This is a genomic window from Acinetobacter sp. SAAs474 (assembly GCF_032823475.1).
In the GTDB taxonomy this organism is placed as follows: Bacteria; Pseudomonadota; Gammaproteobacteria; order Pseudomonadales; family Moraxellaceae; genus Acinetobacter.
Genome location: NZ_CP127915.1, coordinates 2,676,034 through 2,702,748 on the forward strand (window position 1 = coordinate 2,676,034; position 26,715 = coordinate 2,702,748).

18 protein-coding genes are annotated in these 26,715 nt (G+C 37.0%); 3 read left to right on the top strand and 15 right to left on the bottom strand.

Annotated features, from left to right (window positions below):
- Positions 1-127: 127 nt before the first annotated feature.
- From QSG86_RS13475 to QSG86_RS13485, 3 genes are read right to left on the bottom strand one after another with little or no spacing between them, the layout of a single operon-like run.
- Positions 128-916 carry a PAS domain-containing protein gene (locus QSG86_RS13475; RefSeq protein ID WP_317031975.1) on the bottom strand — a complete coding sequence of 263 codons (789 nt, stop codon included), beginning with the start codon at positions 914-916 and terminating at the stop codon, positions 128-130.
- A gap of 31 nt (positions 917-947) precedes the next feature.
- A complete protein-coding gene (locus QSG86_RS13480) occupies positions 948-1,670 on the bottom strand; it encodes a response regulator (RefSeq protein ID WP_317031976.1) in 723 nt (240 codons plus the stop codon).
- Complete coding sequence (locus tag QSG86_RS13485) at positions 1,670-2,812, bottom strand: sensor histidine kinase (protein ID WP_317031977.1); 1,143 nt, start codon at positions 2,810-2,812, stop codon at positions 1,670-1,672. The genes QSG86_RS13480 and QSG86_RS13485 overlap by 1 nt, the downstream gene beginning before the upstream one ends.
- 153 nt (positions 2,813-2,965) lie before the next feature.
- On the opposite strand from QSG86_RS13485, the gene QSG86_RS13490 reads away from it, so the two are divergent.
- Positions 2,966-5,359 (top strand): DUF1989 domain-containing protein, encoded by a 2,394-nt coding sequence (locus tag QSG86_RS13490; protein ID WP_317031978.1) that lies wholly within the window; start codon positions 2,966-2,968, stop codon positions 5,357-5,359.
- Positions 5,360-5,851: 492 nt separating this feature from the next.
- A complete protein-coding gene (locus QSG86_RS13495) occupies positions 5,852-8,377 on the top strand; it encodes a TonB-dependent siderophore receptor (protein WP_317031979.1) in 2,526 nt (841 codons plus the stop codon).
- Between the two features lie 60 nt (positions 8,378-8,437).
- Here the strand turns inward: QSG86_RS13495 and QSG86_RS13500 are convergent, their stop codons facing one another.
- From QSG86_RS13500 to QSG86_RS13555, 12 genes are all read right to left on the bottom strand, one after another.
- A complete protein-coding gene (locus QSG86_RS13500) occupies positions 8,438-10,660 on the bottom strand; it encodes a TonB-dependent siderophore receptor (RefSeq protein ID WP_317031980.1) in 2,223 nt (740 codons plus the stop codon).
- A 514-nt stretch (positions 10,661-11,174) separates the two neighbouring features.
- Positions 11,175-12,065, bottom strand: coding sequence for a LysR family transcriptional regulator (locus QSG86_RS13505; RefSeq protein WP_317032581.1), 891 nt, complete (start codon positions 12,063-12,065; stop codon positions 11,175-11,177).
- Between the two features lie 49 nt (positions 12,066-12,114).
- Entirely contained in the window at positions 12,115-13,467 is a 1,353-nt protein-coding gene (locus QSG86_RS13510) for an MFS transporter (protein ID WP_317031981.1), read from the bottom strand.
- Between the two features lie 103 nt (positions 13,468-13,570).
- On the bottom strand, positions 13,571-14,860 hold the full coding sequence (salA, locus tag QSG86_RS13515) for a salicylate 1-monooxygenase (RefSeq protein ID WP_317031982.1): 1,290 nt from the start codon (positions 14,858-14,860) through the stop codon (positions 13,571-13,573).
- A 375-nt stretch (positions 14,861-15,235) separates the two neighbouring features.
- Complete coding sequence (locus QSG86_RS13520; RefSeq protein ID WP_317031983.1) at positions 15,236-16,408, bottom strand: iron-containing alcohol dehydrogenase; 1,173 nt, start codon at positions 16,406-16,408, stop codon at positions 15,236-15,238.
- A gap of 423 nt (positions 16,409-16,831) precedes the next feature.
- A complete protein-coding gene (locus tag QSG86_RS13525) occupies positions 16,832-18,013 on the bottom strand; it encodes a transcriptional regulator (RefSeq protein WP_317031984.1) in 1,182 nt (393 codons plus the stop codon).
- 404 nt (positions 18,014-18,417) lie between these two features.
- Positions 18,418-19,221, bottom strand: a complete 804-nt coding sequence (locus QSG86_RS13530) for an ABC transporter permease (RefSeq protein WP_317031985.1) — start codon at positions 19,219-19,221, stop codon at positions 18,418-18,420.
- Complete coding sequence (locus QSG86_RS13535; RefSeq protein WP_410487470.1) at positions 19,221-20,183, bottom strand: aliphatic sulfonate ABC transporter substrate-binding protein; 963 nt, start codon at positions 20,181-20,183, stop codon at positions 19,221-19,223. Before QSG86_RS13535 ends, QSG86_RS13530 begins: the two co-directional genes overlap by 1 nt.
- A 509-nt stretch (positions 20,184-20,692) precedes the next feature.
- The gene (locus QSG86_RS13540) at positions 20,693-21,802 is read right to left on the bottom strand and encodes an LLM class flavin-dependent oxidoreductase (protein WP_317031986.1); all 1,110 of its coding nucleotides are present in this window, start codon (positions 21,800-21,802) and stop codon (positions 20,693-20,695) included.
- A gap of 14 nt (positions 21,803-21,816) precedes the next feature.
- The gene (locus QSG86_RS13545) at positions 21,817-22,653 is read right to left on the bottom strand and encodes a sulfurtransferase (RefSeq protein ID WP_317031987.1); all 837 of its coding nucleotides are present in this window, start codon (positions 22,651-22,653) and stop codon (positions 21,817-21,819) included.
- The gene (thiM, locus tag QSG86_RS13550; RefSeq protein ID WP_317031988.1) at positions 22,650-23,495 is read right to left on the bottom strand and encodes a hydroxyethylthiazole kinase; all 846 of its coding nucleotides are present in this window, start codon (positions 23,493-23,495) and stop codon (positions 22,650-22,652) included. Before thiM ends, QSG86_RS13545 begins: the two co-directional genes overlap by 4 nt.
- Positions 23,496-23,697: 202 nt before the next feature.
- Positions 23,698-25,152, bottom strand: a complete 1,455-nt coding sequence (locus QSG86_RS13555) for an MFS transporter (RefSeq protein WP_317031989.1) — start codon at positions 25,150-25,152, stop codon at positions 23,698-23,700.
- A 222-nt stretch (positions 25,153-25,374) separates the two neighbouring features.
- On the opposite strand from QSG86_RS13555, the gene QSG86_RS13560 reads away from it, so the two are divergent.
- Positions 25,375-26,658 carry an acyl-CoA dehydrogenase family protein gene (locus QSG86_RS13560; protein WP_317031990.1) on the top strand — a complete coding sequence of 428 codons (1,284 nt, stop codon included), beginning with the start codon at positions 25,375-25,377 and terminating at the stop codon, positions 26,656-26,658.
- The last annotated feature ends 57 nt before the right edge of the window (positions 26,659-26,715 follow it).

Consider the following 26,715-nt stretch of genomic DNA (forward strand, 5'->3'; position numbering starts at 1 on the left):
AAATCAAACAACTGTGATGCACTTACCTTAGACAGACAGATTTATTTTAGAAATTCCTCAGATGGAGTATCCATAATGAGATATCTCACAGATACATAATCTAATACATGATCTAAGTTGCCTCAGATCAGATAGCTTGAGACAGACATACCGCCCCTTCTACACCAAGCACCATATCACTTTCAGAATATAAGCCTTGACCCGTTTCTTGTACCCATTGAATACGTTGGTCTGCCGTGATAATACGATATTGTAAAAAAAAGACCTGATGATGCTGTAGGCCATATTGAATCTGATCCCACACATATTGCTGATCTTCAGGATGAATAGATTGCCCATATAGTGGCGTATTGAGTAAGGCATGACGTGGATAGCCTGTCACTTTTTCACAACCACGACTAACATAGTCCATGGTCCAATTCCAGTCATTTCGTGAACGATACAACATCACAGGAATACGTGATAATAGGTCTTTAAGGCTACGTTGCTGGGCATATTTTTGTTGCTGCTGCCGAATCTGTTCAGTTTGTTCATGACCCAAAACACACCAACCCAACAATTGTGGTGGCCTATTGCGCTGTGGAAAATGATGATAAATAGGTTCAATATTTAATGCCATCCAGATGAGCATTGCATCTTTTCGTAACATGCGTACATGAATTTTTTGTGTTATTTCACTCATTAATGCAACTTGCAACTTAATGACATCTTCGGGATATAACCACATTTTAAAAGGTTGTTGAGCCTGATCATCAGGCTGCTGAAAATTTTTCCATGCATTATTCGCATGATAAATATATGTTTGCGTATCAAGAAATACGGCAATATCATGAAACTGTTCAAAAAGTGGTGGCCAATAATGATCTAAATATGGACCTAATGGTTCAGCACGCTTATAGACGTTAATATCTGGCATAACAAGGCGACCTGACAAAAGTGGAAGACAATTAAAATGTTTTTTTATCCGCTAGATAGAGATCAAAATCAGCTGTATGTAAATGACGATGCACCCAAACAGATAATTCTAAACGTGAATGAACATTGAGTTTACGTAGAAGATTTTTCACATATACTTTGACGGTACCATCACTGATGCCCAATTGACGTGCAATCAATTTATTATTCAAACCTTGTGCAATTAATCTTAAGGTTTCCTGCTCACGCAAGGTGATTTCTGCCAATAATTTTTGCTGTTGTTGTATGGTGGTGATAGATTTTTGTTGCTGGGCAGTGGCCTGTATATTCTGCTGCCGAAATTGATCTGCTAATACATCAATTCCGTCAGCATGCAAAATAGTTTTCCCGTTAATCACATGTTTCAACTGATTTAAAATTTCATCAGGTAGCGTGTCTTTAGGTAAAAAACCATTGGCGCCATAACGAATGGCATCCAAAATAATCTCGTCAGCTACACTCGCGGTAAGCATAATTACTTTTAAATCATGATTGCTTTTACGAATCTGCTGTAAAACATCAATGCCTGTAATTTCAGGCATTTGTACATCCAATAGCAATAGATCGGATCGATTTTCATCCAGTTCAACTAAAAAATCTCGACCGCAAGCATACTCCTTATGGAGTAGAAATTGGTTTGACTGCCGAATAATATCTGCAACCCCTCGCCGAAATAGTGCATGATCATCGACAATACTCACTGCAAACTTCATCATTAATTACTCCTTAATTTAGCAATATCTAAATCGATGTATACACAGGTACCAGAAGGTTTATTGGGTAAAATTCGTAGTACTGCACCAATTTTCTCTGCACGTTCTTGCATAATATCGAGCCCAAAACTATCTGTACGCTGCATTTTTGGTTGAATACCACGACCATTATCTGCAATAGCAATATGCCATTGCTGTTGTTTTTGCTGCACTGAAATTGATGCAACTGTTGCATGTGCATGCCGAACAATATTGCTTAGACTTTCTCGAATGATATAAAGGAGTTGTACAGATTGCTGAGCGCTCACCCTCAATTGTGTTACACGTAAATCTAATTCAAATGCAATGCTGGATTGATGTTCAAATTCCGCGACGATTTTTTTTAATGCAGCAATAAAATCCAGTTCTTGATAGGTTAACCGAGATGCAGTAATAAGCTCACGCACCTGTTGATATGCATAATGGGTATAGGCTGCTAATTCTTCTGTTTGACAAACAAGCGGATGATAGTGCTCAGACTTTTTGCACTGCTGATTGATTTGTGCCGACTTTAATCTCAAAAATCCAATGACTTGTGCAATGCTGTCATGTAACTCTGCAGAAAAATCACGGCGCTCTTGCTGTAAAATTTGTTGTATATGATCTTGTTGCTTTGTCCAAATCTGAAAACCTTGCTGAAGGTGCAAATCTAGCTGATATAAATATGCCGACTGCTGTACAGGCTCTGGCTGGTAGTTAAAATAAATGCGCCATACCGCGAATTTTTGCCCCACAAAAAGGCGCAAACATTGATGTGTCTCGATATTCAATACTATTTCATGGCTTGGATAAATTTGTGCTGAACGTGGTAATAAATGGCTTTGCAATAAATGGATATCATATGATACCAATGGCTGATCCTGCGCATGAAAAATAAAACTCTCCTGACGAAATGGATAACACATGACTAAGCCATATTCTGGTAAATGGGTTTGCGGTGAATGTCGTTTTAATAATTGTAAAAAAGCGGGTAACTCTGCATGCATATCTTGTATTTGCATCAGATTAACTTTCATTTGCAATAAAAACAGTGCACTTTGACTGCACTGTAACTGTAATTGCTTATGATCTGGATTATATTTTTCAAACTCATCATGCACTGTCATTATGTTCTCAACATGTATTTTTCACTACAAGCATGCAACGACACATTCAACTCATCTGCAGCATCACTTTAACTGAGCAGAAATCATGCCAATAGTCACGCTACCCCATTGAAGGTATATCTCTAGAGAAATTGCTGTTCAGTGCAAAGCAGTATGAAATTTAAATTCTATTTTGACTTTGTAGCAGCAGATCGATTGATGGGAAATCTAAACTTGTCACATACTCAGGCGCACTCAGATGACTATATTCATTTACAGCAGCCCATTTCACAATTACATTTGCGTGTGGATGCACAGGCAATGCAGTCTTTTACACTTCAATTACATGATCAAATTAAAATTTCATTACCCGCACAACAAAATATTGATATTCTCATCTTGAATGATGAACAACAGCCTGCCCCTGAGTTATTGATTGATGAATCAACACCGCTCACACTATTGACGGATACAGCTGCACAAAATACCCTCTTACAGCTTCATCAAGGCACACCATCAAGTCTAAAATTACAACAACAATTAGCCTGCAAAAATATTTCTGTTGCACAATTAAAACAGGCAAAAACACTTGAATACTGTGAATGTGCAATATTTCGCGCTGCTGCACCAATTCAGGTCTTGATTTTTAACACGGGTCCTGATGCTCAAGTCACCGAACAACAAGGACGAGATGAAATCAATATTGAGATTCACTATGCACAACCCATTTTGGCTTATTTACCTGATCCCCTCGCACAACCCGTTCAAGAAATTTTTATTCCACGTGGTTCTGCAAAAACCTATACCGTAACCACTGGACAATGGATTCAAATTATTGATCTATCAGGCAAACAATGTTCAGATTTTCTTGCTTTTGATGCAGATGCGTTAGCAAAAGGTCAAGAAGTTGGCTTAGATGCCATGACAACCCGAACTATTTTAGGGCATAGCATGCCAACACCGGGTTTACACAGCAAATTTTTTGCTGCTGATATGCACGCGATGGTCGAAGTTGTTCAAGATACTGTTGGTCGTCATGATATGTTTTTAAGTGCTTGCAATGCTAAGTTCTATCATGATTCTGGCTATTATTCTCATGTTTCTTGTAGTGAAAATTTTAATCAGATCCTGCAGCAATATGGTATCACTGCACGTGATGCTTGGCCTGCTATTAATCTTTTTTACAATACCTTTATTCAACCTTGCGGCAGCATTGGTCTTGCTGAACCATGGTCTCAACCAGGCGACTATGTATTACTCAAGGCACATCGAAATCTACGCTGTGCTTCATCAGCCTGTCCAGATGATATTGATCCATCTAATGGTTGGGTACCGACCGATATCTTTGTTCGTATTTACGACCAAAATCAGTATTTTCCACGTTCACAACATTATCGAATTGATCCCAAGGAACAGCCCCGTATGACGCAAGCATCTGGATTTTTTTCACGTATTAGCACACTGACCAGCAAGGTGAGTGAATATCATGGTTATTGGATTGCCAATGAATATGATGGTTGGGGAGCGAAAGCAGAATATCTCGCCTGTCGCGAACATGTTGCCATGATCGATTTAAGTGCTTTACGTAAATTTGATATTACAGGTCCAGATGCAGAAGCTCTACTGCAATATGCCTTAACACGCAATATTCGTAAATTGGCAATCGGTGAAATTGTCTATTCTGCATCCTGTCTAGATACTGGTGGAATGGTTGATGATGGTACGCTGTTTCGTATGGGAGAACATAATTTTCGCTGGATTTGTGGCGATGAATACTCAGGTACATGGCTTAAACAGCTTGCACAACAACATGGCTATAAAGTCAGTATTCGACATGTTTCTGCTCATATTCATAATATCGCATTACAAGGACCCAAAAGTCGTGAATTACTCGAAAAATTAATCTGGACCCCTGAGCATCAGCCAAATATTAATACACTGGCTTGGTTTCATTTTAGCTTAGGCAAACTAGTGAATGAGCATGGTCCATCTGTCATGGTTTCACGTACAGGTTATACAGGCGAGTTAGGTTTTGAAATTTGGTGTCATCCCAATGATGCTGAGCAACTTTGGGATACCATCTGGCAACAAGGACAAGCCTATCATCTTGCACCTTTAGGCTTTGATGCTTTAGATATGTTACGTATTGAAGCAGGATTAATTTTTGCACAACATGAGTTTTCTACTGCAACCAATCCATATGAAGCAGGCATTGGTTTTACAGTCGCCATGAAAAGTAAAGCAGAAGACTTTATCGGAAAACAAGCGATGCAAAATCAAAGCTCAGCCAGTCGCCATAAATTAATGGGATTGGTCTTAGAAGAGCATGAAATCCCTCAACATGGCGATCAAATTTATTGTGGTCGCTTTGCAATTGGGGTGGTCACCAGTGCAACAAACTCTCCTCAACTAGGGAAACCGATTGCACTATGTCGTTTAGCACCACAATATGCCACTGCAGGTACTAGCGTCGAAATTGGTCAATTAGATGGGCTAAGAAAACGTTTAAAAGCACAGGTGGTCAACTTACCCTTCTATGATCCAGAACGCAGTCGAGTCCGTAGTTAATCTAGCCCGTTCAATGATGATTAACATGATTAAGCACCAACATATTGCACCGCTCATGATTTACAGCAATTCACAATCTACAATACGTCTATATATTAGGCGTATCCATTTTAATCAGCACATGATGGACAACCCCATACGGCATTTGACTATTTTTGATATTTTAGCAACGCTTGTGCACCATCAATCATTTGTTGTTCTCATGCTCGGATATATTTAGCTTTATTTGGCATCGAATGTGTCGCCAAAGTAACGACACGAAACAATATTATTCAGTCGTATAACAACCTTGATCAGTACAGCTTGAAATTGATTGTATATCAATAGCAGTAGCAAAATCGTATCAGTAAAACCTCCTGTCCGCCCTTGTGGCGGTGTAGCGAGCTGATAAGTTGTATTTGAATCAGATCAAGTATTCAATTAATCATGATCTCTTTTTTATCCTCATCCGACTTATGACAAGTAATATCTCTTTTTCGGATGATGTATCTCATGAAACATAGCATCGTAAAAACACATCTACACCTTGCTATACATGGTATTTTAATTGTAATGCCATTTTTTACCAGTCTCGGCATCAGCTCTACACTCTATGCAGATGATAAAGTCATACGACGCTATACTATTGCTGCAGGAAGTTTACAGCAGGTTCTTGAGCAATTTGCAGTGCAATCACATTTAAGCTTAAGCTATAAAGCACAAGACTTAGATCAAAAACAAAGTATGGGATTAAATCAAAATTACCCTATTGATCAAGCATTGGCGATATTATTACAACCCCATCAATTGCAAGCCACCAAACTAGCCAATGGTGGTTATAGTATCGATAAAATAATGATCGCCGATACAGCACGCCCTTTGACAACTTCTGACATCATCCAACTGAGTCCTATTATCATCAATGCGTCTGAACGTACTGAAAAATCGATTGCAGGAACAGAGACTACAGCATCAGATCAATCCGTACAGCAACTCGCAACGCTTGTTATACAGGCTGATCAAGGTCAACTGAGCCATATCGGTAAATCAGCACAAAGTCTAAAAGAAATTCCTCATTCCGTTACTGTAATGTCACGTGAACGTATTGATCAACAAGGTTTAAAAACACTCGACGATGTCATGCAACAAACCACAGGTGTCACTCGTCAACAACTTTGGTTAAATAATAACTATAGTGCACGTGGCTTAAAAATTGAAAATATTCGTTACGATGGTGGCAGTGCATCTAGTCTACAAGATCGTAATAATGCTGCAGATATGGCTCAATATGAATCGGTAGAATTATTACGGGGTGCAGATGGTCTATTTGGTGCTGGAGAAGCAGGTGGTGTGATTAATTTAAGATCAAAACGCCCTAAAACTGAAACTGAATTAATGACGACACTTTCGGCTGGGAGCTGGAATAATTATCGTGGTGAAATTGATATCACAGGGCCCTTAAGCTCAAATATTCAAGGCCGTTTTGTCACTGTTTTACAGGATCAAGATTTTTTCTACAAGCCTACACATAATCGGCGTGAAATGTTTTATGCTGCTTTAAATTTTGATTTACTGCCTAGCACCACATTATTTACCGGAATCAGCTATCAACACGATAAAACAGATGCATTTAATGCTAGCCTCCCCCGTTGGGAAGATGGTGCTGATCTTAATTTAGCCCGCAGTACCACTCTTGGTGCACCTTGGGGATGGATTAAACGTGAAAATATTTCACTATTTGCCAATCTGCAACACGAAATTAATGATGACTGGAAAACACAACTCAATATACGGCATAACATCGGTAATGATGCGATTAATGGTGCAGAAATGGAAGGTGCTGTTAGTTATGATACATACGAAAGCCAATGGTGGCGATATCAAGATGATACCCATTTTAAAGAAACAACCGTCGATTTAAATCTACAGGGAAATTTTAATTTATTTGAACAAAAGCATGATGTTATTCTAGGTATTGATCATAGTAACCATCAAAAAGACTATAAACAAAATTGGACTTACTATGCCAACGGCAATATCTTTAATCCGATTTACCCGCCTGAATGGGATTATCCACCTGCTACATGGAATATCAACAATACCAACAAACAAACCAATTCGGCACTTTATGGTTCACTGCGCTTACATGCAACGGATCAACTCAGCTTAACCATTGGTGGACGCTACCACTTCCATAATCAATTTACCATTGTTAACCATAATACGCACATATCGGATCGCTATACCGAAGAAAAAAAATTTATTCCTTATTACGCCATCAGTTATGATATTTCTCCAGATATGACACTCTATAGTAGTTTTGCGAAGATTTTTAAAAATCAGCGTAATTATTTAGTCGCTACAAATGGTCCTGGTCTTGAGCCTTTAATTGGCCGTAACTTCGAAGTGGGTTTAAAATATAATATTACAGACAATACTTTATTTTCTGTGGCTTATTTTGATATTAAAAAGGAAAAAGAAGCTGTCTATAGCAGCAGAGCCACATTACCGAATAGTAATTCTGCATGTTGTTATGTGGGTACAGGATCAATGCAAAGTCGTGGTCTGGATATTGAATTAAATGGTAATATCACTCCTGAATGGCATGTTGCCTTAGGTTATACCTATAACCAGAATGAAAAAAAAGATAATACTGAAAATCCCTATAATACCTATACCCCAAGAAATCTGATTAAACTCTGGACCAATTACCAACTTAATCAATTCGTTGAAGGTTTAGAAATTGGTGCAGGTGTAACTGCACAAAGTAAAAATTATGCTGTAGGTCAAGTACAAGAATTTAATCCAGCCACAGGGAAATATGATAGCGGGAAATGGGTCAGTGTACAAATTGTACAACCCCAATATGCAATCTGGTCTGCACGCATCGCATATGATCTTAATCCTCAATGGAATATTGCACTGAACTTAAATAATATTTTTGATAAAACTTATTACAGTACTATTGGTTATCCTGGCTATAATAATTTTTATGGTGAACCTAGAAACTTTATGCTGACACTAAAAGGTAAATACTAATACGCATGAAAGCAACCTAAGCACTTAGGTTGCTTCATCATATGCCATAGTCGATTAAGACTAGAATGAATAACTTAAACTCATCGTGAAATTGCGCGGCGCCCCCCAAACCATGGCATTACTACCAATGCCCTCATAATATTTTTTGTCAAAAATATTATTAATATTCAATTGGGTAGTTATATTTTCAGTAAATTTATATCCCATCATGGCATTTGCGAGATATAAATTAGCCCGATCAATTCTATTTGCAGCTGTTCCAGTATAAATTTTACTAAAATAATTTAATCCCATACCGACAAACCAATTTTGTTGTTGATATTTCATAAAAAGATCAGCAGTGGTTCTTGAATTTGTCGGATTGACATCGGAATTGTTACCATCTTTAGCACTAAAATGAGCTACACCTAAATTAAGTTGCCAATTGGCATTTAATTCGCCACTCATGGTGAATTCTATCCCTTTACTGACCACACCTTGGGTACCGTAATAGGCATTTTCTGCTGTTCCATCGACTTTAATCTGTGTACCATTTTTATCTAACAGTTCTTGTGCAACATTATCCTGTTCAATCCTAAATAGCCCCACACTTGCATTTAAGCGCTGATCAAAGAATGCTGCCTTAATTCCTGTTTCATAACTTTTTCCTTCAATAGGATCTAAATATTGACCATTTTGTTGTTTTCTATTTTGTGGACTAAAAATACTGGTATAACTTGCGTACCAAGAATAATACTGAGATAAATCATAAGTTATACCTAAATACGGGCTCAATTGATGCTTAAATGTACGATCTCCTACACCATTTTCAGCACGATATTTCCAATTAGATAATCTCGCACCAGCCACAATTTTTAACGGCTCAAAAAGATGAAATTTACCTGAAATATAAGCAGCTGTTTGAGTTGTTTCATTGAGTGAATTGACTTTATCCATCTGTAAATTTTTAAGTAACTGAGTATTCATGTGATTAAAATCAACTACATCCTGTCCCAGTAAATCAATTAAATTTTGCTTGGTCTGTGCACTATTTCCTGCAACATAACTTTGCCCATATGGATTTTTCTTTAATTCAGTTTTATTCCATGATCCACCTACAATCACTTCTTGATCTAAACTCAACATTTGAAATGGAATCGAAATATAAGCATCAATATTATTTTCATCTGTCCGTTTTTGATCTCGATACACTGAAGCATTTTCAATTGGAATGGTATTGCTAGAGGGATTTACTTGGCCACTGGTATAATAAAGCAAGCTATCGGTATCATCTCTACGATATTGATAATTAACATTTAAATTAATATCATTCCATAAATTTTGCTTTAGATTGGCAAAAAATGCTGTGGAAACGACATTCCAAAAAGTCCAGTCAGAACTCACCGTATCAGAACGTGAAAAATCAGTCCGGCGACCATCTATATAAAATGCAGGAAGTCCTCCCCACCTTACGCCATTGCGATTTAAATCTTGATAAGATGCGGCAAAGGAAAGATAAGTTTGATCACTCATATCATAATCAATTGCACCATATACAATATTTCGATCACTATGATAAAAATCCATAAATGATTTTTCATCTGTATGTTTAACAAAAACACGCCCTCTTAAAGTGCCATCAGCATTTAAAGGTGCAGATATATCTGCAGAACTAGAGAATTGATCCCATGATCCTACAGAAGTTTCTATTTTCCCCGTTAATGCCTTGGCATAGGCACGCTTGCGAATGAGATTTAGGCCCATTGCTGGACTTCCTGCACCAGCAATTAAACCATTGGCACCTTTTACGACTTCCACACGATCATAAATACTTAAATCTGGATCTCCAGCTCCCAAAGTTAAACTGCTGGGTAAACCATCTACTAAATAATAATCTACTTTAAAACCACGAGCATATACAGATTGACGCTCATCCGTTTGAATGGTGGAAACCCCAGTAATATTGCGTAATAGATTTTGGAAAGAGGTAATATGACGATCATCTAAATATTCACGGGTATAAACTTGTACCGTTTGAGGTGTATCCCGTAAAGATAAATCTAGTTTTGTTGCCGTACTCGACTGGCTAACGGTATAGCTTTGATTAGACTCTTTAACCAACTCATTTTCAGCCGTTAAACTCATCACCGGTAATAATGCCACATCCTGCTGACCATCCTGTTGAATGATCTCTGTATTTTGTGCAAACGTAGATGATATACAACATAATATCGTACTGGAAATAAAAGTCACCCGAATCGCAATGATCAAAGGCTTAGGTATATTTCTAAACGTAGAAGACATAGGAGAATTACTCAAGTCCATGTAATGAAAGGTTTGAAACTCACGATCTTGTTCGACATTTTAAATATGCTGGCATAAGCTCAATGGCCTAACCCAAGATGATCGACTTGGTGATGATTGAAAATTAATCGACCTTTATCATATGGCTAATACAATAAACAATATCATCATGTTAGATGTGTTCTTGATCAACAAAGTCACTGTATCCAATAGCACGATCTATGCTCTCTATATCAATGATCAGCACCATCATATTTATCATGTAGGTCTTAAAGAAGAGCGTGTTTATCTCGTGGCAAATTATATAAAATTAAAAGCAAATAACAATCATTATCTTTTGCATAATCATTAATTTTAATATTATTATTTTAATTCTGTTTATTGTGGCGCATAAAAAGGATTAAAAAAAATCGTTTTAATTACAGAAAAAGAATAGCGCTTATCTATGATGACAATGGATTGCGATTGTGCATTAGAACGATAATATCCATTATATTAAAACTTTAATATGGTGCTACAGGACTTGAAAACTTTCTTGAATCGTTTGAATAAACCAAGTACGTGCTTCTAGATCATCTTGATGTTTATACCAATTTACACTGACATTAAAAGGTTTAACTAAAAATGGCAGTTCGAAAATATTGACTTGACTATTACGCTCATAAACACGTGCTGCACGTGAAGGTAACGTGATGAGCAATGCTGTGCTGCTGACCACATCTTGTAAAACACTAAAGTGAGGAACCTCAAGCATGATTTCGCGCTTTAACCCCATCTCTTTTAAACGTTGATCAATTTCAATATGTCCTGTAGAGGATTTAACTGCAGCATGTTTTTCCTGTAAATACTGCGGTAAGGTTAATTGATGCTGTATTCGAGGGTGAGCTTTATTGACAACACACATGTAACGCTCTTCAAATAAATTACGTGATTCAATCTTTGGCATTACCGTATAACTACTGTTAAATACCGCAACATCTAAAAAACCTTGAATCAACCACTCCTCTACGTGTTGAGAACGGATTTCTTCGATTTCAATTTTAATCAATGGAGCTTGTTGCTCTAAACATTGCATCAATGCAGGAAGTAAACAAATTTCACCTAAATCGGATAAACCCAAACGAAAAGTTTTCGTCGATGTTAATGGATCAAACTGTTGACTCGAAGCGATCGCAATTTCAATGTCGGCAACGGATTTACGAAAAACGGGATATAAGCTTTGTGCTAACTTTGTCGGTTTTACACCAAACTTATCTCGTTCAAATAAAGGATTATTGAGATGCTTTCTTAATCGATTGAGGTTATAGGTCACTGAAGGTTGACTTAAATTCAACTTTTCTGCGGCATGACTAATATTTTTAGTTTCATACACAACAATAAAAACTTTAATCAGACTTAAATCTATCAAGGTTTTATTCTCAAAAAAGAGAGAGCAAAGCCTCTCTCCATATCCGTTAAAACTCGGCAATAATTGCTTTGGGCTGACTGTGCTTTTGACGAAAATAAATCATCGCCACACTCATCACAGCAATCACACATGGAATCGCTAAAGCAAGAAAATTATACGTGAGCGGTAAACTCAAACTTAATAACCAGCCACATAGGATTGGCCCTAAAATCGCCCCTAAACGACCAACACCTAATGCTACGCCTAATCCAGTTGCTCTGATATTTGACGAATAAAATTGTGACATATATGCCAACAATAAAATTTGCCCACCAATAGATGCAGCACCAGCAATTGCAATACAAATATAAAGCAACCACGTCGGTAAGTTATAGCTTAATAAAAATAAAGCCACAGCACCACTTAAAAATAATGTACAAAGCACTTTGGCTAAATTAAAACGATCAGCAAAATAGCCACCAAAGATCGCACCAAACATCCCACCAATATTTAAGGCAAATAGAAACACTAAACTGGTTGATAAATCATATCCGGCTTCAACCATTAGTTTAGGTAACCAATTACCTAAAGCATAGACTAATACTAATGCCATAAATACACTCGTCCAGAATAATAACGTAATAGGTCCTCTATTCTCTACAAATAATGCCCTGATCGGTGATTTAACTACGGCTTGATTATCATGATGAAGATGAATCTCCACCTGTGACTCATTTGTTAGACGATGATCAATTTGTTTTAAAATGTGCAGGGCTTGGTCAGTCTTTTTTTGGCGAACTAAATAATCAATTGACTCTGGGAGTAGATACCAAATGACGGGTAGTAATAATAGTGGTATCCCACCAAGGATAAACATGATCTTCCAGCCAAATTCAGGGACTAACCAAAGGCCTAATAATGCAGAGCACATCCCTCCAACTGCATAACCACTAAACATTAAAGAGACTAACGTCGCTCTTAATTTTTTTGGTGCATATTCCGTCATTAAGGCGATTACATTCGGCATCACCCCCCCTAACCCCAAACCCGCAATAAAGCGACAAATTGCAAAACTCTGTGGATCATTTGCATAACCGCATGCTACAGTAAAGCCACTAAATAATAAAATACATAATATAATTAGCTTCTTACGACTAAAGCCATATCGCTCTAACTGATCACTTAAACTGCCGAAAAAAATGGCGCCAAACATCATACCAAATAATGCAACACTGCCTAAAAAGCCTGCAGTAATGGTATCGATCTGCCATTCTTGCATAATTTTAGGTAAGGCTACACCATAAATCACCAAATCATAACCATCAAAAATAATAATCAGTGCACTCAGCAAAATAACACGCCAATGAATAAACTTGAGTTGTGCATGATCAATAATATCATTCGCATTGATAGATTTCATAAGACCTCCCTGGTCTAATTTTAATAATGCTAAATCTATATCAGGTTTTTCGACAACTCATCGACTATTGAGCTATAGATTAAGAATGAATTGTCTATAAATTCTAGTATGTTGACATCATTTGTGACGTTAAATCTTTTTCTAATGCTGTAAGTGCAGTTTCAATATCATCTTCTAAATCATGCGTCCATAACCAGTCAAAACGATGTATCAAATGTGCGCCAATCTCAGTAAAACTCAAATATTGAGATGAATACAATTCATAGATCTCACCTGATTCACGTGAGGTATTTTGTACTTTTATAGCACGTTCTAAACGTATATCCTGATAAATACAAGATACACACTTAATAGACTCCTGATTAAGACGAGGATCTGCGAATAAATTGGCCAGAATTAAGGCATCTTCAAGTCCTTGACCTGCCCCTGCACCTTGATGTGGCAGCATTGCATGAGCTGCATCCCCCATCACAATCACATTATTGGTTATATTTTTATAAGTTGGCATAGGCTCGATTTCATGCAAAGCCCAAATCGTAGGTTGTTCAATTAAATTCAACAATGTTTGACAACTCTGACTCCAGTCAGAAAAATCGTGCAGCATCTCATGTTTTGCAACGGTCCGTGTCCAAGCTGTACCTTCAGGTAAAGTGGTTTGGGTCCGATCAGACTTAAATGCCACAATATTAATTTCCTCTCCTTGGCGGATTGGGAAGGTTAAAATATGTTTATCTTTACCTAACAACATTTGTGGCACTTCTGCCAGTTGTGGATCATGGCCTAAAGTCTGAATGGCATTTTTAAAATCCTGAAATTTAATAATTCCTCGATAAGCCCATGTTCCAGAAAACTGAGGATGAATAGGTGGCAATTGATGAGAAGCAAGAACACTATTGCGTACGACCGAATGAATGCCATCACAGCCAATCACATAATCACACTCAATTTGCTTGCCGCCCATAAAATGTACGCACACTTTATGTTCGTCTGCATCTACCTTTTCTACACGATGATTAAAATGGACTTTATCGCATGGAACCAATGGAATTAATGCATCTAAGAAATCTGCACGATGTACTGAAGATTGACCGACATGTGCTGCTGTAGATGCAGACAAATATTCATCCGTGTAGCCATTTCTCCATTGAAACCAAATATCGGTATATGGTGCTTTAACTCGATCTGCAATTGCTTCATATTCTTTACCCAGTCCCAGTAAATGAATGGCTTCAACGGCATTTGCACCAAAGGAAATTCCTGCACCAATTTCAGAGAATGCTGTAGCAGACTCATAAAGATGCACATCAAGATGCGCATACTTTACCAATCGGGTCATTAATGCCAGACCCGCAATTCCACCACCAATAACAGCAATTTTAAGCTTTTTTTCCATGTCTTAGTATTCCTTACCATTTGACTCTGTTTTATTATCTTTCTCTATTTTTGAAATTAAATCCAATTTATATTTTTTTAGTATTAATATCTAATTTTTTGATACTTTATTCAAAATCATGCCTAAGCTTATGTCTTGTCATTAAAATAATTAAAATCTAAGTAAAAAATGATGCTGCTCTCATGAGTGATTTTAAGTTCATGACATATTGTAAAATTCAGTAATTGTTATGAGCTTGGCTACCAATGTTATTTGATTGATTTTAGGATGATAAATTTTAATAAAAAAAAAGGAATATTACCGAAGTAATATTCCATAACATCATACTGGCAAACACAATCGTTCGCTAAAAGTCATCGATTTAAGGAGAATAACTTACATTGCCGCTTCAAAAATTTGAATCACTTGCGCATCTGTTGCTTTACGTGGATTGGTCAACATACACGCATCTTTTTGCGCATTTGATGTCATCACAATATGATCTTCTGCTTTAACACCTAACTCTGCCAAGCCAGAAGGAATACCAATTGATGTTGATAATTCACGAATCGCAGCAATCGCAGCATTTGCAGCTTCTGTAACGGTTAATCCATCCGTATTAACACCCATAAGCTGTGCAATTTTCGCATAACGATCTGGACATGCAATCAAGTTGAACTCACAAACATGCGGTAATAAAATAGCGTTACATACACCGTGAGGAAGGTTATAGAAACCACCAAGTTGATGCGCCATCGCATGAACATAGCCGAGTGATGCATTGTTAAATGCCATTCCTGCTAAATATTGTGCATAAGCCATAGCATCACGTGCTTCAATGTTTTCACCATTTGCAACTGCAGGACGTAACCACTCACTGATCATTGAAATAGCTTTTTCAGCACAAGCATCTGTAATTGGATTAGCAGCAGTAGAGACATAGGCTTCAACTGCGTGAGTTAAGGCATCCATACCTGTTGCAGCCGTTAATCCAGCAGGTTTTGCAATCATTAATTTAGGGTCATCAATCGCGACTAATGGTGTACAACGCCAGTCTACAATGGCCATTTTTACATGTGTATCTGTATTGGTAATAATACAAAAACGAGTCATTTCAGAAGCAGTACCTGCTGTGGTATTAATTGCAACCAGTGGCGTCATTGGTACTTTACTTTGATCAATTCCTTCATAGTCACGAATATGACCACCACCAGCAGTGACCAAACCAATCCCTTTTGCACAGTCATGTGAAGAACCGCCACCAAGTGACACAATAAAATCACAACCATTGGCGTTGTATTCATTCACACCATTATGAACATTGATGTCGGTTGGGTTAGGTTCTGCGCCCGGGAATACGTGACTATCGATACCTGCGTCTTTTAGATATCCAACAATAATATCTGCTACACCAAATTTGAATAAGCCTGCATCAGTGACGATCAGTGCTTTTTTTGCCCCTAAATTTTGTGCTTTAACACCTACTTCTTTGGCACAGCCTGGGCCAAAAAGTGAAACACAAGGGATATAAAAACCATTGGTTTGATCTGCAATATTTTTAAAAGCCATGGTGCGATTCCTTCTACCATTGTTATGAGTCCAATAGGTGTTGTTCACCTTGAATCCGAGTATCAATTTTGTAGACTCAGTTGCATACCTACTAAACACCTACCAACGCTCTTTTATTTATTTTTATCGTTTATTTTGATTAAATTTTAGCCATATTTACAGTTTAGATGATAAAAATATGCCCAGAAATACCCTCATATGCTTATTTCAATGAAAAATTCTCATTGGTGGTTGGGGTTATACAAGATAAATACCAAGCCAATGCTCACAATGTAAGCCCAGCATGCCCTAAAACCATCGACAGTAAATCGCCACGACGAATATCATCTACTTTGATTAGCGATACACTGTTTTACCATCATTTTGCAGGATTCATCTTGCTCTGACCATCCATCTTATACAACGTTGGCTTCATCTTGGAATTCAATGCTGATTTTTATATTGCAGCAGTATTTGATGTGCTGGATGCCCGACTGGTGTTAATTCAATAAGACGCTCTACCGCATCAATTGCTTCTGGAAAATGTGCCAAATGCTTGAATAAAACATCCGTTTCATTGGCTTTAAAAATCGCTTCACTTAATCGTGATTCTAAACAGTTTCGCCATGCCGATAAAAATGGGCTTTCTGTTTTTGCCAAAAACACACCTTTACAAAGTCTTAAAGCAGATTCGATATAACCGGCATCAAGTGCACGTTCTGCTTGTAAAAAGTCGGCTTCTACATGTGCCAATAAACGATACGGACGAGAACCTAACATTCCACCTAAGATATCACGTAGTTGTGACATTTCTGCCTTTAATGTTCCCATACTGACTTTACGCTCACCATATAAAGCTTGATGTAAATTCTCTAGATTCATCCCTTGAGGACATAAGGCAAGTATGGTCAGAATCTCGATCTGACGCGGTGTCAACACTACAATTTTGCCATTAAACAAAACTTGAGGAACAGCAAATGCGCGAATAAATAAATGCTGTTGCTGAAACTCAAGTAAAGCAGACTGAATAATAGCGGCACAACGCTCTGCGGCCAGCAATGCCAGACTGTTATGATGGTTCCATGTTGTTGATAAATCAATAACACCTAGAACCTGTTTAGAATATGGATCAATAATAGGCGAAGCATAACAAACCCAGTCATGTACCGAGGACATAAAATGCTCATTGGAAAAGACACAGCTTGATTGCTGTGTCTTTAATGACAATGCCAAAGCATTGGTACCGACCAAATCTTCACGCCACTGTCCGCCGGCAATAAAGTGTACACGTTCTGCTGCATTACGCATTTGACCACTGGCTGCCGACCAGATAATGGTACTACCAATATCTGCTACAGCGACAACCATCGATGATTTTTCAGCAATATGTGTGAGCTCATCATGACAATACTCAATGGCTTTTTCCAAAATGTTTTTACGTTCTGTCTTGGCACTCATCAATGGTGCAGCTTCTCGATCTTTAGGAATCGCAGCAGAATTAGAACGTTGCCATGAACTTAAAATACTCTGTCCGAGCTGGTCAGCCTGTGCTAAGGATAAACTACTACTTTGGCGTAACTGTTCAATTAGACTTCGTTTGTGTGCTAACTCTTGTTGACTTAACATGCACTACATTCCTCTGTAATTCACCTGAAAATAACCTATTTTTTATTTATTATTTTTCTTTAACAGGTCTGCTTATCTACTACTCTATCACAGTAACATAGCTACATCAGCCTAGGTCAACAGAACTAATACCAAAGCTTTATAATAAAAATGTTTTTTAAGCAATATTGAATTGTTTTTTAAGAAAAATATTGTGAATATTATAGATAGATACCCGCAAGATTTTATGCCATAAATTGGAGATATAGACATCGTAGCGTATCAAAATCTAGCGCTCACACAGTGAAATTTGACATATCGCATCTATGCTTGATTCAGCATCAGTGGTTACACTGATGCAATATTTAAGCTGCAATCAACCGCGTTATAACAGCATATGAAATCTGTGATCAAACAGCACAGGATTATTTCACCACATTTCGCCACCTTAATAACCATGCCTCGATATAAACCATTAGACTATCTGTGATTTTACCTAAACAGGCCAATAAAATAATCGCAATAATAACAATATCTGGTCGTGATGTTTCTCGACCATCACTTAACAGATAGCCAATGCCTTGTGTCGCAGCTATCAGTTCTGCAGCAATCATAAACATCCAAGATAGACTTAGACTATTTCTTAACCCAGTTAAAATACTCGGTGAAGCAGCAGGTAACACGACTTGTGTAATTTGTTGCATATAACGTAATCGATAGACTTGCGCCAGCTCAATCAATTTTCGGTCAACACCTTTAATCCCTGCAACGGTATTGGTATAAACAGGAAAGAAAGCGCCTATCGCAATTAACGTTAATTTTGATCCTTCATCAATCCCTAGCCAAAGTAATAACAAGGGAATCCATGCCAGACTTGGAATCGATTTAATCGCTGAAAAAGTCGGTTCTAAAAAAGCATCTGCCTGCTGATTTAAACCAACCAGAATCGCAAAAACAATGCCCAAGCCAGCACCAATAGCAAAACCTGTGAATACACGCCATGTACTTGCAAAAACATGTTGTAGCAAATCTGATTGCCATAACTCGCTAAAGGATAGCCATAGACTAGAGGGTGCTGGTAATAAATATGGTTCTATCCAGCCATTACGAACTGCATATTCACACACGATTAAAACAAGCACAGGTAATGTTATCGCCTTTAGCGCTTTAGAAAACCGAGCTAAATAATAATGTTTAGATTGCAATTTGGGTAAAAGAAAAATCGCCATTATTTCACCACTTTTTGTGCATATTTAGCATCAAATAGCTGAGACACTACTTGATTCACATTGGTTCCAGAACGAACTAAATTTTCCTCAGTTAAAATTTTTCCCGCTTTTTGTAAAGCTAAAATCTGTTTTGAGCTGGGAATATTTTGATCAAAATTAGTTCTACTCAATTGTAATTGAGCAACATTTAAAGGTAACTTGGCTTCTTTTGCTAATAATGCCGCTGTTTTATCAGGATTGGCTTTCGCCCATTTACGTGCTTGCTCATAAGCTTTGATCACTGCTTCTACTGCTTCAGGATGCTGTTTTGCAAATTGGTCCTGAACACTTAAGACACTATAACTATTAAAAGCTACATTGCGATAAATAGGCTTAGCACCTGACTGTAACTGTGCAGCTGCCATCAGCGGATCTAAACCAGCCCATGCATCAACCTGCTTACGTTCTAGTGCTGTTTTGCCATCTGGGTGTTGTAAATGTACCAGTTGCACATCATTTTTATCTAAACCAACTGTTTCAAGTGCCTGTAAGGTAAATAAAAAAGGATCTGTTCCTTTAGTTGCAGCAATTTTTTTACCTTTTAAATCTTTTAAGTTTTTAATATTTGAGTCTTTAGCAACGAGCAAAGCCGTCCACTCTGGCTGACTTTGAATATATACTGTTTTAATTGGACTACCATTTGCCCTGCTCAAGACAGCCGCAAGACCTGCTGTCGATGCAAAATCAACACTACCACTATTTAAATATTCTAAAGAACGATTACTCCCCTGACTAAAAACCCATTTAATTTTAGTATTGGGTAATGCCTTTTCTAACAGTTTTTGATCTTTTACAATCAGGCTCGTAGGTGAATAATAAGCATAATCTAGATGAATAGTTTTTGGTAATGTCGCCAATACAGAACTACTAAATACAACTGTTGATAATAAAATTAATGTTTTTCCAAGCTTCGTCGTCATCATGTTCCCCTAAAAATTTTTAACATAAATGTTGTGAAACATAATGCTGCAAACAACTTAAGGTTTAAAAAGAAGAAAATCAGCTTAATAAAGTCAGAAAAGTAAATTAAAAAAATATTGATTTTTAATATTTTGATTTATATAAAATTATTTTAATTATCTGAATTAATCATAATCAAATATAAAAAAATACTATTAATTTAAATAGTTATATTAATTATAGTCACTCATCAACATGAAGATTAAGCATTATTTAAGCTGCTGTTTGGATTTAATGATTCTGATGTTCAATCGACTATCAAAATAAAAAAGAGATCACATCTCATTGTATATTCTACTGATGCTCGTAAGCATTTAATCCATCGTGAAGTATAATAAATAATCTACTCATATCACGCAGCACAGTATCCTATACAATGACAATGATTGACTATATTAAATCGTTAAAACGAGCTCCCTAAAGATGTTCTTTTATAATTCACTGCCATATCAGTGATGTTTAAGTGTATGGCTTAAGCGATTTCTTTTAATAAAGGTAACAACAATGTCGACGTATATTCTGCTTCTTCAATTAATGGCCAACCAGACATAATTAAAGCAGTTAAACCCGCTTCCTTATGATACGTTTCTACTGTAGAGGCAATATTTTCAGGACTTCCAACCAAATAAGCAGCTGAAGATGCATAACCAAAAATATCGAGAGATGACCATGCACTTATACCTGCAAACAGATTTTTTTCTAAGCGTAAAGATTCTAAAGGAGGAAGTTTGTCTTGACGTAAATATTGTATCCATTCTTGCCGCTGTTGATCTGGTGCTTGAAAATTTTTCAAGCTTTGTTGACCATTGGTTTTACGCTGAATAGAAATATCTAGCTTTTGCTTAAGTAAATCAATCCCTGTTTTTTGAAAAATTTGATAAAATTGCTGCTCCGCTTCAAGCTGAGATTTCCGTACTGTAATACTCGTTAATGCACCCAAATCATTAAAAATACGGCCATTTTTTTGTGCAGCAGTCACTGCACGTGAAAATTGCGCTTTAACACGATTCAGCTCACGCATCATCAATAAATAAACATTAACGACCTGACCTGCATGATCAATACCAGCAACAGAGTCACCTGTACCCCATAATTGAATACCTGCTGTTGTTGTCGGCTCAATTTTAAAATCAGTATTTGGAAATAATGATGGATTACCTTGATGATAATATTGTTGAAACTCGTTCCAGTAGCTTTTCCCCAAGGCATAGCGTGTTTCTGGTGTAAGTGTTACTCCATAGGTAGAAATACGTTGTGGTGTACCATTAATATGATTAAACAATAACCGACTACCGTAAAATTTTTCAAACGTCAGTGCCTGTTGCGCGAGTAATTTCGCAGGTGTTAATCCTGCATATTCAGCAACTAAAAATTTCATTTTTTCCGTAAAAGGTGCCACGGATGATGCTGAAATAAGCGGATCATTTGGCCAAGTCGCGACTAATGCCCCAAAGAACCCTCCACGATCAATAGTTTGTGCTAATTGTTTATAGCGTTGAAAATCAACTGGATAAAAACCTTCCGGCATCCACGGATAATTTCCATCTGCCATACTTAAATACCATAACGCCTTAATCGCCATGTTTTTTACCTATGTTAAACCCAGACTGTGAGGGGTAAATTGGGATTTGCACTCCACTCGGACATTGAACCATCGTACACTTTAACGGCTATTGCTTGTGCACTCAGGAATATTAGTGCTGTGCCACTAGCTGTAATACCACTACCACAATAAACAATTATTTCTTTATTTAAATCAATACCTAAAGCAGTGAAAAAATTTTCTTCAAGCATTTTAAATTGTCCGTTTTCATTTAATAACTGATCAAAAGGAAGACTTAAACTGTTTGGAATATGCCCCGCCCTTGCATAACGTAACTCTTCTCCTAAAAAGACTGAACGGCGCAATACATTGATCAATTGTGTTGCTGAACTTAATTTAGTTGCTTGTTGAACTTGTTTTAAATCTGCAAAAAAACCACTTTTGAGCTGAAAAGAAAATTCTTTAAATTGATTAAATGATGGCATTTTTCCTGTTTGTTGTGGATATTGCGCTTGATACCAAGCCGTCCATCCCCCATGCAAAACTCGAACATTTTGATGACCATATGCATGTAAAATCCAAAATAAACGTGCTGCCCAAATATGATTTGCACGATCATAAATGACAATAGGTTGACTAAAATCCAAACCTAAATATTTTAACGATGCATAAAATTCAGTAGCATTTGGACACTGATAATGTAATGAGGTATTTAAGTTACAAAACTGCCGATTTAAATCTACATATCGTGCGCCGATGATATGTCCGTTTAAGAATTGTTGTAATGCCTTTGCTGCATGATTTTTATCTGCAGTCTTAACACCTATTTCAATAATTTGTACGGCATGCAATTGCACATAGAGTTCGGCAGCAGAAATTAAATACTTCATGCTGTATCCCGTAATTCTTCAATACTCAATTCTAAATATTGCTTAAAGTCATCTGCACGAATACGATATAATTCATTAACAAATTCATTTTGGAAATTGGCTGGAGTATCCGCTTTGGCATGTGCTTTCTTTCCAGCAACTGCATAATGGGCATGTGCCGTGACTACAGCATTAAAAGGATCAGTGACAGCACTATACGCTGCCACTAATGCGCCTAATGAACAGCCTGATGCAGTGACTAAAGGGAAAAAATAACTTCCTCCTTTAATTTTTGCCAACCAATATTTAGTATCTTCGGTTTGCGCAACAATATGATCCACCTCTCCTGAAGCGGAAACAGCAGCACTATGTTTCAATAGAAATTTAGCTGAAGCAATAGCATGCTCAGGATCATCAGAACTATCAAAACCTTTATGATTACGCCCCAAACCAGCCAACCCAATGATTTCTGAGGCATTTCCTCGGATCACAGTCGGTTTAAATTTTAAAAAATCAGCAGCCAATTGCCCACGCCATGATAATGCACCTGCAGCAATAGGATCTAATACCCAAGGCTTATTCAGCGTATATGCCTCAGCAATAGCCAGTTTCATTGACTCAACTAATGCTGCAGTTGGCGTACCTAAATTAATCACGACAGCTTGTGCAAAATGTACAAACTCAGCAGATTCTTCTGGATTGTCGACCATTGCAGGTGAGGCACCAGCACTTAATAAAACATTTGCCATAAAATTAACTGAGACGGTATTGGTTAAACACTGGACCAAAGGTTTCTGTTGCTTGAGTGCCTGATGTGCTTCAATAATGCGCTCCAAAGTAGGTAATTTATTGTAAATAGACATAATTTTACTATTCTTAAAAATATGATTAACTGATTTTTTATTATTAATGAAAGTTATTTTCTTTAAAAATAATTAAAAAATTATTGTTTATTATTATTTTATATATACAAAAAATTGCTCAATTTCAGCATTTTTAAAATAAAGCACAGCAGCATTGCTCAACGCTGCTTTTGCCAATATTGAATAAGATTAATGCTACTATTTATTTAACAAGCAATGGTGGATCTTCGATATCAAGCGAATGATTAGCATCAACATCTTGTTTTGTCGGCTCAAATTTAATCATTAAACCGATCACAATTAAAGGGACCGCTGCAAAGAGTGAAATTAATAAAAATACATCAGTGGTAAATTTAGCCATCCAAATCGGCAATACAAATAAGGCGATTGCCTGTGCTACTCCCGACACAGCACGATTCATTCCTACACCAACACCTCGAATTGATGCTGGATATGCCATGGTAGGATAAACCATCATTTGTGCACCAGGACCAAATCCTTCGGCAAACAGCCACAATCCCAGCATAGCAATCGCAAAATACAGCAGTAAGCTATTGGCAGGCTCTCCAACCAAACCTAAAAATATCAGTGCAATAAATTGTAAAAGAAAACCACTGAGTAAAATAAACCGCGAACTGAGACGACTTGCGAGATAAACACCCAATAAGCCTCCCGTAAAAGCAAAAGCTAAATTTAACCCTAAGGTAGTAGTAATCGTGGTTAAAGTATCTGTATGAAAAAAACGCGTCAAAATTGAAGGTAAAAAGAATGCTATCGTAGTGTATTGAAAAGCAACAGAAATATGAATCACAATAGCAACAATAGTTCTAGATAAGTAAACTTGATTAAATAATACTTTAAAACTTCCTTGTGTTTTTTGGCTTGCAACTTTTTCAACATGATCGACAGCTGCATAAGCATTAATATCATAGGAATCGCGTAAAATTTTTGCAGCACCTTTTAAGTCACCTTGATTTGCAAGCCAAATTGGTGATTCTGTTAAATATTTACCACGAATAAAAATGATAAAAATTGCAGGAACAGCACCAAAAATCAGTGAAATACGCCATAACCAATGTGCATAATCAGCTGGTAATATAAAATATAAAATCAGCACAATTGCAAAACAGGTACTAGAAGCAGCGTACCACATTGGGCACCAAGCCGCTAAACGTGCCGCTTTATTACTTTTTCCACTAAATTTTGAAAATTCGGCTAAATATGACATGGCAACTGGAAGATCAATACCGACACTAATTCCCATAACAAAACGTGCCGCAATCAATACCCAAACATTAGGTGCTAAACCAGCAACGATGGCTGCAATCACAAACAGCACCATATCGGCCATAAAAACACGATAACGTCCAATTTTATCCGTTAGCCATCCACCCAATAAATTTCCAACAATTGTTCCAACGATAATGGCTGAAGCCACCACGCCTGTCATTACGGGTGTTAAGGAAAAATCTGAAATAACCTGTTCAATACCAAAAGATAAAGTGGTTAAATCATAAGCATCAATAAAAACACCAATTAGGGCTAACCAAATCACTTTATTGGTTTTGCCTTCACCAGCATATTTTGAAATAAGCTGGGAAATATCAGCCGAATTTCTAATTAAATAGGAATGATCTGTATCGATTGTTTGTGACATTTGTATAACCTAGCAAAATACTATACTTAGGCTAGTTTTAATTTCTAATAATTTTAAATATTTATTTTTGTTTTTTTATTCTATATTTAATAAATATTTTTTTGATATAAAATTTTCATTTTTACTATTAATATTATTATTTCACTTAATTATCATGAATTATTAATTTATTAACTCAACAAAAACTCTAATATTTTATTTTTATTTAACTCTATATTTATCATGACAGTTTTAACAGATTTAAAATATCCAAGCCAAATTAATCATCGACCAAGCCAAGATGCGATTATTTATCAAGTCTGGGGCCAAGGTCCATCCGAACGTTATGATGCATTGGCTCAACAGTTTCGCCCAATTTTTGAGAAAATTAAACGCAGTACCAATCAGCGTGAAAAGCATCATATATTGCCATTTGAACAGCTACAATGGCTCAAAGATTCTGGCTTTACCCGCTTACGCTTGCCTCAAAGTCATCATGGTTTTGATGCCACCATTCCAGAACTCTTTGCATTGCTGATTGAATTGGCGCAAGCGGATGCTAATTTACCTCAAATACTACGAGTTCATTTTGGTTTTACTGAAGACATTTTACTGAGTCAACATACTGAATTTAAAGAATTATGGTTAAAGCGTATTGGTCGAGGTGAAACGGTTGGGAGTGCTTGGTCTGAAGGAGGAAAAGAGTCGATTGATCAGTTTAGCACCCATTTATCTAAAACCGCAGAAGGTAAAGTATTACTCAACGGCACCAAATACTATACGACGGGAAGCTTATATGCAGAATGGATTGATGTCGGAATCAGTGATTTAGAAGGGAATTCTGCTTCGATTTTAATTCCACGCCATGCAACTGGCGTAGAAGTAATTGATGACTGGAATGGTTTTGGTCAAGTACTTACTGCCAGTGGTACAGCTATCTTTAAAGATGTAGAGGTTAACCCTGCCGATGTATTAGCAGATGATGACCGATTTAAATATTCTGCTGGCTTCTATCAGTTAATTCAACTCGCGATTATTACTGGACTTACCCGTGCTGCAAGCTATGATCTCTCGCATTTAGTTGAAACACGTACACGAAATTACACGCATGCAAATACTCAGCATGTTCGGCATGATCCACAAATTCTACAAGTTGTGGGTAAAATTCGTGGTGCTGCCTATAGTGCTACTGCAATTATTGAAAAAAATGCACAAGCATTACAGCGTACTTATCATGCTGCATTACAACAAAATGAACTGATAGAAGCAGATCAAAATGCGATTGCAGAACTTGAAATTGCACAATCACAAACGATTATTACAGACTTAGCATTAAATGCATCATCAATTATTTTTGATGCATTAGGTGCTTCCGCGACAGATAAGAATTTAGCTTTAGATCGTTATTGGCGCAATATACGTACACTTGCCTCACATAATCCGCGTATTTATAAAGATCGTATTGTTGGTGATTTTAGTGTTAATGGTCATTTACCGCCTTATCAATGGCGTATTGGTCAGGCATAAATAGTTAAAAACTACTTTTAGCTTATCGTTAAAGTGATGATTGAAATTTTTAGGGGG

Excerpts from the sequence above, each read along its gene's own strand:
- salA (WP_317031982.1), bottom strand. The coding sequence starts at position 14,860 with ATGGAAAAAAAGCTTAAAATTGCTGTTATTGGTGGTGGAATTGCGGGT.
- QSG86_RS13545 (WP_317031987.1), bottom strand. The coding sequence starts at position 22,653 with ATGAAGTATTTAATTTCTGCTGCCGAACTCTATGTGCAATTGCATGCC.
- QSG86_RS13530 (WP_317031985.1), bottom strand. The coding sequence starts at position 19,221 with ATGGCGATTTTTCTTTTACCCAAATTGCAATCTAAACATTATTATTTA.
- QSG86_RS13500 (WP_317031980.1), bottom strand. The coding sequence starts at position 10,660 with ATGTCTTCTACGTTTAGAAATATACCTAAGCCTTTGATCATTGCGATT.
- QSG86_RS13485 (WP_317031977.1), bottom strand. The coding sequence starts at position 2,812 with ATGACAGTGCATGATGAGTTTGAAAAATATAATCCAGATCATAAGCAA.
- QSG86_RS13525 (WP_317031984.1), bottom strand. The coding sequence starts at position 18,013 with ATGTTAAGTCAACAAGAGTTAGCACACAAACGAAGTCTAATTGAACAG.
- QSG86_RS13560 (WP_317031990.1), top strand. The coding sequence starts at position 25,375 with ATGACAGTTTTAACAGATTTAAAATATCCAAGCCAAATTAATCATCGA.
- QSG86_RS13520 (WP_317031983.1), bottom strand. The coding sequence starts at position 16,408 with ATGGCTTTTAAAAATATTGCAGATCAAACCAATGGTTTTTATATCCCT.
- QSG86_RS13540 (WP_317031986.1), bottom strand. The coding sequence starts at position 21,802 with ATGGCGATTAAGGCGTTATGGTATTTAAGTATGGCAGATGGAAATTAT.
- QSG86_RS13490 (WP_317031978.1), top strand. The coding sequence starts at position 2,966 with ATGAAATTTAAATTCTATTTTGACTTTGTAGCAGCAGATCGATTGATG.
- QSG86_RS13555 (WP_317031989.1), bottom strand. The coding sequence starts at position 25,152 with ATGTCACAAACAATCGATACAGATCATTCCTATTTAATTAGAAATTCG.
- QSG86_RS13475 (WP_317031975.1), bottom strand. The coding sequence starts at position 916 with ATGCCAGATATTAACGTCTATAAGCGTGCTGAACCATTAGGTCCATAT.
- thiM (WP_317031988.1), bottom strand. The coding sequence starts at position 23,495 with ATGTCTATTTACAATAAATTACCTACTTTGGAGCGCATTATTGAAGCA.
- QSG86_RS13495 (WP_317031979.1), top strand. The coding sequence starts at position 5,852 with ATGAAACATAGCATCGTAAAAACACATCTACACCTTGCTATACATGGT.
- QSG86_RS13480 (WP_317031976.1), bottom strand. The coding sequence starts at position 1,670 with ATGATGAAGTTTGCAGTGAGTATTGTCGATGATCATGCACTATTTCGG.
- QSG86_RS13535 (WP_410487470.1), bottom strand. The coding sequence starts at position 20,183 with ATGATGACGACGAAGCTTGGAAAAACATTAATTTTATTATCAACAGTT.
- QSG86_RS13510 (WP_317031981.1), bottom strand. The coding sequence starts at position 13,467 with ATGAAATCTATCAATGCGAATGATATTATTGATCATGCACAACTCAAG.